The following is an 8,036-nucleotide window of genomic DNA, read 5'->3' on the forward strand; positions in this document are numbered from 1 at the left end:
TTCCGATAGGAATCTCCTGCCCATTGTCAATCCTGTCGAAAGGCGCCGCCTGCTTATGAGTTCCTCGCTGGCACGTGAAGTATTGAGTGCGCTGTCCGAATTCAGCAGCCACACCCGGCTGTACGAGCTGACATTCAGGGACGAGCGCAAGGGCGCCCGTCTGCTCGTCGAAGCATTTGCCGCCGACGAACAGTTGCTGGGCGTCGGCGGCATCGACGTCATTGCGCTGTCAACGCGGTCCAAACTCGCGCATGCTTCGCTGCTGGGGCAGGAAGCCTGCCTCGAGATCAGCCTGGCTGATGGCACCCGCGCCAGTCGCAGTGGCTACGTCAGCAAGATTGCCTCGCTCGGCAGTGACGGTGGCCTGGCGCGCTATCGGCTGCGGCTGTCGCCATGGATATGGTTGCTGAGCCAGGCGCGCAACAGCCGCGCCTGGCAAGACAAGACTGTCATCGAAATCATCGATTCGGTATTCCAACAGTATCAGCCGTATGCGCAGTGGGTGTGGAGCGGCGACGTCAGCTTGTTCATGAGCGACGCTGTCGCTCGAAGCTATTGCTGCCAGTACCGCGAATCCGATCTCGAGTTTGTCACCAGGCTGCTGACCGAAGAGGGCCTTGGGTGGCGGTTCGAAGAACATGAGGACGGCAGCCGGATGGTCTTGTTTGCCGACAGCAGCTACCTGAGCGCCGCGCCGCACGACCCCAGCAGCGTCGCAGGTGGCGGTATCCGCTACCACGCCGCCAGTTCAGTCGAAAAGAGCGACAGCATTCAGTATCTGCAGGCGTTTCGCAAACTCGGCGTAGCTGTGGTGACGGTACTCAGCTACGACTACAAGACCAAGCAGACTGTGTCGGTCAGCGTGCCGACCAAGTATCCGATCGGCGGGAAGCATGCCCAGGCCGTCGAAAGTTTCGATTCGCCCGGCCATTACGCCTACGCGGACGCGCGCCAGGCGCGCCGCTATGCCGGCCTGAAGATGGAAGCGCATGAGGCGCGCGGCTTCGTGTGGCAGGGAAGGTCGACCGTGCGTACCTTGCGCCCTGGCACGCGCATCTGCATCACCGACATCCCGATGAAGAAGTATCGTTATGAAGCGCCCGAGTTTGTTCTGACGCGCGTAGCCAGTGTTGGCGTTAATAATCTGCCGGTCAGCGCCAAAAACGGATTGACGGAATTGTTTGGCGCACTGCCAGAGTTGCTCGAAGAGTCTACCAAGGAAATTTCCCTTGCCGAATTTGACCGGGCAATAGAGCAGGCACATAAGAGCGGCTATGCCAACTGCTTCGAGGCGATTCCGGTTGAGCGGCCATGGCGTCCGAAGATGGAAGTGAAGGCCGCGGCCACTGCAAACGGTAGCCAGACCGCGATCGTTGTCGGCCCGGATGGATCTGACGAGCCGAATGGCGCCGATGAAATGTACTGCGACCGGCTCGGCCGCGTGCGAATCCGTTTCCATTGGCAGGAGAGCGATGCGGCCTGCTGGGTGCGCGTGGGCCAGCGTTCCACCGGCCCCGGCATGGGCAGCCAGTTTCTACCGCGCATCGGCCAGGAAGTGCTGGTCAAGTTCCTCGAAGGCGACATCGACCGTCCCGTGATCGTCGGCGCGCTGTACAACGGCCGAGGCGAGGGTGGTGTGATGCCGACCCCTGGCGGCGTATCGGACCGTGAAAGCAGCAGCGCCGCTTTCGAACGCGCCCACGATCAAATGCCATCGGGGCAGGTGAACCTAGCCGGTGGTAACAGCCCGGTATGGCATGGTGCATCGGCGGGCAGCGCGGGGCATCGTAACAACTCGGCCCAGTGGGGCGTGCGCAGCAAGGAGTTCGGCGGTCGTGGCTATAACCAGTTGTTGTTCGATGATACTGACGGACAAGGCCGTGTGCAGCTCAAGACCACACACGCTACAACCGAGCTCAACTTGGGCCACTTGATTCACACCGCCGACAACTATCGCGGCAGCTTCCGCGGCAGCGGCGCCGAGTTGCGCACCGATGCATACGGCGCCGTCCGCGCTGGCGCCGGCTTGCTGATATCGAGCTACAAAATCAGCCATTCTTCCGCGGTTCGCGAAGCAGCAGGTGAAAATACTGCGGGCAATGCTTTGTTGAAGCAGGCGATGAAGCTTGCCGAAAGTTTTAGCGCCGCCGCCAAGACCCACGAAACGGTCGGCTTCGCCAGCCACCTCGGCGCCAACAAGGCTGCAAGCAGCGCGATCAACGACGAAGCAGCGCCGCTGAAGGCGTTGTGGACAGCATCAGCCGGAATAATCAGCAAAAATAGCATTGACGACGCGCACTCAGACGCGGGTTCGAGAAGTGTCGACCCCGGCGCCGACAAGTTGCCCCACGTCGGCGTACCAATCATCGGCATTGCCGCGAAGGCGGGTCTCGGCGTGGTAGCCGGCCAGGATGTCCAACTGTCTACCGGCGAAACCGTGACGATTGCGAGCGGAGCCGACAGCCAGTTCACCACCGGCGGCCAGATGCGCGTCCACACCGGCCAGGCCATCGGAGTACTCGCCGGCGCCGAAAAAGCCGGCGAAGGCAACGTCGGCCTGCAACTCATCGCCGGCAAGGGCGCGATCGACTACCAGGCGCAGGCGAACGAACTCAAGGTGCAAGCGCGCGACGAGATCAACGTCATCAGCGCCAACGCCCACATCGATTGGGCAGCCGCAAAGAGCATCAGCCTGTCGACCGCTGGCGGCGCCAACATCACGATCGACGGCGGCAACATTACCGTCCAGTGCCCCGGCAAGATCACGATCCACGCCGGTGTGAAGAAGTTTGGCAATCCAACCAAGCTCAATTACTCAACGCCGCTCTTGCCTAAAACAATATGTGTCGATTGTCTTGTCGCGGCCGTCCAGTCGGGCGCCCCTTTCGCCATTCCTAGATGAACTGTGATGGAGGGACAAATGAGGTACGCGCAAAACTCCCAAACTCCTGGTCTGCTGCTGGATTTTTTGGATTGGTTTGACAGATCCGAAACCGATGCAAACACCGCAAAGTGGGTATTGGTCGATGGAGAAATATTAGGCCGCGAATTGATCCAGACCGTCGTGAAGACGTTTGGAAAAAGCCACGTACGGAACGTTTTTTCGGAGTCGGACTTTTCAGTGTACGGATGGCGAGCGCCTCACCTGATTCGAATAGCGTCGGATAAGAATATCAAAAATTGCCTAATTAGGCTAATCCGAGTTGCGGGAGATTTTCCTGCTGTCGCGAGGCTGGAAGGTTGCGGTGACTACAGAAACATTCGCCGACTCTTGCTTTGGCTTGCACACGCACGAACGACCGATGGGGGCGACTTATATTGTCGCTTCGCAGACACCCGCATTACTCCATGCCTACTGCAAATCTTAGCCCGGGACCAAAAAGAGATCTTACAAAAATATATTGCAAATTGGCAAATAATAGGGCGGGAGGGCACTATTGAGACTGTCTTCTCGAGGTCCGAAGCACTTCGCGCGGAGCTCGATCCACTCGAACTGCCAGACTCGATTGACATATCGGATTTTCAATTTTCAAAAATGATGGAATTTTCGGAGGGTGATGAAATATTTCTGATGCTGTGTGCAGCGTCGCCTGAACTGGTTCCTGCTTGCAACCTGGGGAGTTTTCATCTATTGCTCGCCGGTTTAACACATGCGGCGCGCGCTCGCGGAATCGAACTGACGAGCGAAATATATCAGTTTTGTGTCATTGCCTTGACCACGCGGCATGATTTTTTCATGAACACGATTTTAGCCGAATCATGGCGTGAGATCAGAGCGCGCTCACGTAGCTTTACAGAATTGGCCTCGCTTTGGACGGACGAGACATGGGACGCGCTGATGCATGAGCCCCTAACGGATTCTACGCTTGTCTCTGAAACTAGAGCCACTTCATGAATCCAATTTCGCAAAAATTTCGTCGTGCCGTGATTGCTCGAGTGGCCTTTGTGCTCATGGTTGTCGCCCTCGCCGCATGTGAAAAAAGCAATGTATCCCCGCCAGAGTCGCGGAAGGTCGGTTCTATCGTGGGCGCCAACTACACGGGTAATGCGATAAACACGTTTGCTGTGGACGGCGCATGGGGCGGTAATGTAATGCCTTTCAGCGGAGGAGGCGGCTTCGTTTGTTGCGCAAGCTATCCGATACGGTGGACACCCGAGTTCGCAGTTTCGGTGAAGTGGACGAGGTCGGACGGTCGCGACGCAAAGGGCGAGTGGCGGATGAAGGCATTGCAGAAGGTAGTCCCAGTGTCTGAGTTTGCAGGTGAGGGAAACGTTTACGTTTTATTTTTACCTGATGACCAAGTGAAGGTTTATGTTTCAAATGTCGGCATAGGTAACCCAAATTTCCCTTCAAAACCAGGATATCCCGAGGATTCAATGAAAGGTGCAAAGTGAGCTCGTTACAAACTCCCTCGTCAGAATTGCCAGGTTTGCGGAAATTGTCCCCTAAGGATCAGCTTCAGCGTGCTAAAGCATTTTCCTGTCTGTCCAACGAGAGAAATCTGTCCTGCGAAAAAGTGATCTGGACTGGGATTTTTTTTGACGGTACGAACAATAATAAATACCGAGACACGAATGACAAAAGCTATTCAAATGTTGCTGTACTATATGATGCGTTCCGTAACTCAGCTAAACTCGGTTATTTTCGTTTTTATATTCCAGGGCTCGGTACGCCGTTTCCTGAAATCGGTGAAATGACAGAGTCGGATGATGGGAAGTCGATGGGGGTCGGTGGAGACTCCAGAGTGCATTTTGCCATGATCCAAATCTTCAATTCGATACATCAAGCATTATTCGCCGATGCTCCGTTGGTGTCGCCCGCAGAGGTAAGGAGTGTCATAACAAGCGTTGATCGAGGTATAAAGACTGTCTGGCTTTTAGGCAGCACTAAGCGCATGGCGTATTTTGGTCAACTTAAGGAGCGGCTCACAGCCGCAATTAGAAACAAACGGCCCGTCATAAAATTGATTAATCTGTCGGTCTTCGGGTTTTCTCGGGGCGCCGCCGAGTCAAGGGCTTTCGCAAATTGGTTGCTTGAATGCTGCGAAAATGTCAATGGAGCATATTTGATTTGCGGAATTCCAATTCGATTTCAGTTTTTAGGTATTTTCGACACTGTAGCATCTGTCGGACTTGCAGATTCCTCACCGGTCGGCGACGGCTTTTTTGACTGGGCCGACGGCACTATGAAAATACCCGCGTACGTTGAACGATGCGTGCATTTTGTAGCGGCGCATGAAATTCGTCAGTCCTTTCCGCTTTCGACAGGTCGCCATGGGAATGCTTACCCGAGCAATTGCACCGAAGTCGTGTATCCAGGCGCCCACTGTGACGTTGGGGGCGGCTATAGCCCAGGAGATCAAGGTAAATCAGTGGTGGGTCGTTCACACCTTGCCTCGCAGGTTCCATTGTTAAATATGTATTTCGAGGCGCGAAAGACAGGAGTTCCAATGCTAACTATGCAGGAATTCGAAATGCTTGGTGATCGTGAAAGCATTAAAAACTTTCAGATAAGCGACGAGCTCGCTCTGCGGTTTCAGTGTTACTCGAAGTGGAGCCGCATCGCAGTCAAGAGTGTTGAGGATGTCCTCTTTGAGAATATGCGGTTGTATTGGCGATGGCGCGTGCAAGCTGGTGTTGCTTTCAAGGAATTACGAAGCTTTAAGGCGTCGAATGAGCAAGACAAGGAAGATTTGATGGCCAGTGAAAAAGATTTCTTGACGGCGCTGGAGTCAATAAAGCGAGCGCGAAGACAACAAGGTTGGATCCTGGGAGCTTGTCTTGCAGCAGAAGCTGAGATGAACAAAAGGCTACACGTTCCCGTTGACGTGTTCGATTTTTTTGACGAGTATATCCATGATTCTCACGCATCATTTCGACTGCTTGGCCCTATCACAGCAGATGATCGACGAGTAGCAATTGCGAAGATAAAGGCAAAGAAATCAGCTGGAAAGGCTTTAAATAAACTTGAAGTAAGGGCGTTAATTGCTGATGCGGCATCTCCAGGATCGTTTCCAGTTATGCGAGATTCCGATATTTACGATCTGTACGAGATGGCAGGCGTCGTTTCGAGCACTGCGGTTAAGGCTATTACTGATACTCGTCGCGAAACTTGGGGCCACATTCGCAACCGCAAGGTTTTTGATAAGAGCTGATCGACATCTGACCTGGGTGCTATTGAGCCTTCTGACCTTTGCTGAACTGATTAATTCTCATTCTTCGCAATTCCCCGCACATTCGTCCCCAACAACGCCACCTGCAGTGCAAGTAACGGCTCTATGCCGTTTTGAGTGGAAATGGACGGCCAGCGCTGTAAATGGTAGATCGCAGCGGCGCGGCTGGTTGCATGGGATTCGGCGGCAGGTTTGTTAACTTGGACATGCCAAGGTAGGCGATGGCGACGAAGTTCTTCACGGTTCGGAATCCGCGCGCGGCCCGCTTGACCTGCTGGAGCATGCCATTCATCGCCTCGACATAGGCATTGCTGCGGCCATCGAGCATGCCGCGCACCACGCCGGCCATGCGATTCTTGAGCGTGGTGGCGAGCTTCTTGAGCGGCTCAAGCCGACTGCGCCGTGCCCACGACATCCAACTCTTTAGGGCGGCCTCGGCTTTCTCAGGGCAGTTGCTCGTTACGCCAGTGGCGTCGGTCAAGCGCAGCCCCTCTTTCAGACGCCACGCACGTGCGCTCTTGAGGTTCGAGCCCTGCAGCCGATACATCGTGTTGATCTGGTCCACGCTCCAGTCAGCGTGGTCCTTGCGCATACCCCAGAACACGCCCTTGATCGCTTTGCGCTCCGTCCCCATTGCTGCGCGCACGACGCGGGGCTGCTCGCGCATCTCATCGCGCCGCACCTCGTCCATCGCCTCGTTGGCCAGGGCGATCACATGAAACCGGTCGAAGCTGATCTGAGCTTGAGGCAGTATCTCGGTCACGCCCTTGGTGTAGGCGGCGCTCATGTCCATGCAAACGTGTTTGATGTCGTCCGGGTTGCCGCCGTGCGCGATCAAATCGACCTTGAATTCGATGACCGTGCCGTGTTTGCGACCCTCGGTCATGAACAGCAGGCGCTTCGCTTCCAGGTCGTGGACCACAGTCACGTAGTCCTGGCCGCGCCTGAAACTCAAATCGTCGATGCCAACTACTGCGACGTCGGTCATTTCCTCCTGCGCGCGCGCCAGACCAACGTAGTGCTCGATCCGACGCCACAACTGCTTCGAATTGACCCGCAGCAGGGCGGCAGCGTGCGCAACCGGCATGGATTGGCACAGCGACAGGGCGAAAACTTCGAACAACAGCGTAAAGCTGCTGCCAGGGCGTGCCCACGGCGCCTCCACCATCGTGGTCTTGCTACAAGCGCCGCAATCGACGCGCGGCACGTCGGCGTGCAAGCACGCCTCACGCTGGAAGAAATCGAGATGGCGCCAGTCGCGCCTGACCCGGTGATGAATGCCTTGCCCGTTCACTCCGCAGGCAGGGCGAGGCAACTGCTTCGCATTGCAGGCGACCTCGAAATCGATCCTCCGTTTGGCGGTGTCGAGATCGACCTTGACCACTTCCCACGGCGATCTCAAACCCAACGCGGATGTAAACAGGGCTTCGACACCAACACTCATTGCGGCTTCCTCAAGTTAAAACATCGGTCATTGCTGTGGGCCGGAACATCGTCGCAAGGCGTCTCCATGGTCGTCGGCATGGCATGCCATGCCGACGACCATGGACCAGTGTATTGGCCCTGCACAGCGTCAAGGGTTCGCTTCGCCGGGCTGCGCTTCGCGCTACCCGCCCTTGACCCTGCTCCGGGCCTCATCGCATCGTCGCATAGGGCAACGCAAGCTCAGGATGAAATCAGGAATTCACAGCGGTAACCGACATGGTAGCCGAAGTCAACTTCCACTCAAAACGGCATTGGGCCACTAGCCTGAATGTTTCACAAACTGCCACAGCGGCCTCCGGGTTGCCGACACTGGACTTGTTTGGCTGTAATCGGAATGTCGCGGGCGATGTCGCCCCTACCCAATTGAACGGGACATCA

General features: G+C 55.9%; 5 protein-coding genes. 4 read left to right on the top strand and 1 reads right to left on the bottom strand.

All coding sequences use genetic code 11. From position 1 onward, the window contains the following. Window positions 1–55: 55 nt before the first annotated feature. From ACP7DD_RS06115 to ACP7DD_RS06130, 4 genes are read left to right on the top strand one after another with little or no spacing between them, the layout of a single operon-like run. On the top strand, window positions 56–2,902 hold the full coding sequence (locus tag ACP7DD_RS06115; RefSeq protein WP_426173809.1) for a type VI secretion system Vgr family protein: 2,847 nt from the start codon (window positions 56–58) through the stop codon (window positions 2,900–2,902). 18 nt (window positions 2,903–2,920) lie between these two features. Further along, complete coding sequence (locus ACP7DD_RS06120; protein ID WP_426173810.1) at window positions 2,921–3,895, top strand: DUF4123 domain-containing protein; 975 nt, start codon at window positions 2,921–2,923, stop codon at window positions 3,893–3,895. Next, window positions 3,892–4,395 (top strand): DUF3304 domain-containing protein, encoded by a 504-nt coding sequence (locus ACP7DD_RS06125; protein WP_426173811.1) that lies wholly within the window; start codon window positions 3,892–3,894, stop codon window positions 4,393–4,395. The genes ACP7DD_RS06120 and ACP7DD_RS06125 overlap by 4 nt, the downstream gene beginning before the upstream one ends. After that, window positions 4,392–6,155 carry a T6SS phospholipase effector Tle1-like catalytic domain-containing protein gene (locus ACP7DD_RS06130; protein WP_426173812.1) on the top strand — a complete coding sequence of 588 codons (1,764 nt, stop codon included), beginning with the start codon at window positions 4,392–4,394 and terminating at the stop codon, window positions 6,153–6,155. Before ACP7DD_RS06125 ends, ACP7DD_RS06130 begins: the two co-directional genes overlap by 4 nt. A gap of 121 nt (window positions 6,156–6,276) precedes the next feature. On the opposite strand, the gene ACP7DD_RS06135 is transcribed toward ACP7DD_RS06130, so the two are convergent. Then, a complete protein-coding gene (locus tag ACP7DD_RS06135) occupies window positions 6,277–7,617 on the bottom strand; it encodes an ISL3 family transposase (RefSeq protein ID WP_426173813.1) in 1,341 nt (446 codons plus the stop codon). Window positions 7,618–8,036 lie beyond the last annotated feature (419 nt).

The organism is Massilia sp. TWR1-2-2 (genome assembly GCF_049897565.1).
Classification (GTDB): Bacteria; Pseudomonadota; Gammaproteobacteria; order Burkholderiales; family Burkholderiaceae_D; genus JAFCUW01.

Coding starts and splice junctions, on each gene's coding strand:
- ACP7DD_RS06115 (WP_426173809.1), top strand. CDS start 56: ATGAGTTCCTCGCTGGCACGTGAAGTATTGAGTGCGCTGTCCGAATTC.
- ACP7DD_RS06120 (WP_426173810.1), top strand. CDS start 2,921: ATGAGGTACGCGCAAAACTCCCAAACTCCTGGTCTGCTGCTGGATTTT.
- ACP7DD_RS06125 (WP_426173811.1), top strand. CDS start 3,892: ATGAATCCAATTTCGCAAAAATTTCGTCGTGCCGTGATTGCTCGAGTG.
- ACP7DD_RS06135 (WP_426173813.1), bottom strand. CDS start 7,617: ATGAGTGTTGGTGTCGAAGCCCTGTTTACATCCGCGTTGGGTTTGAGA.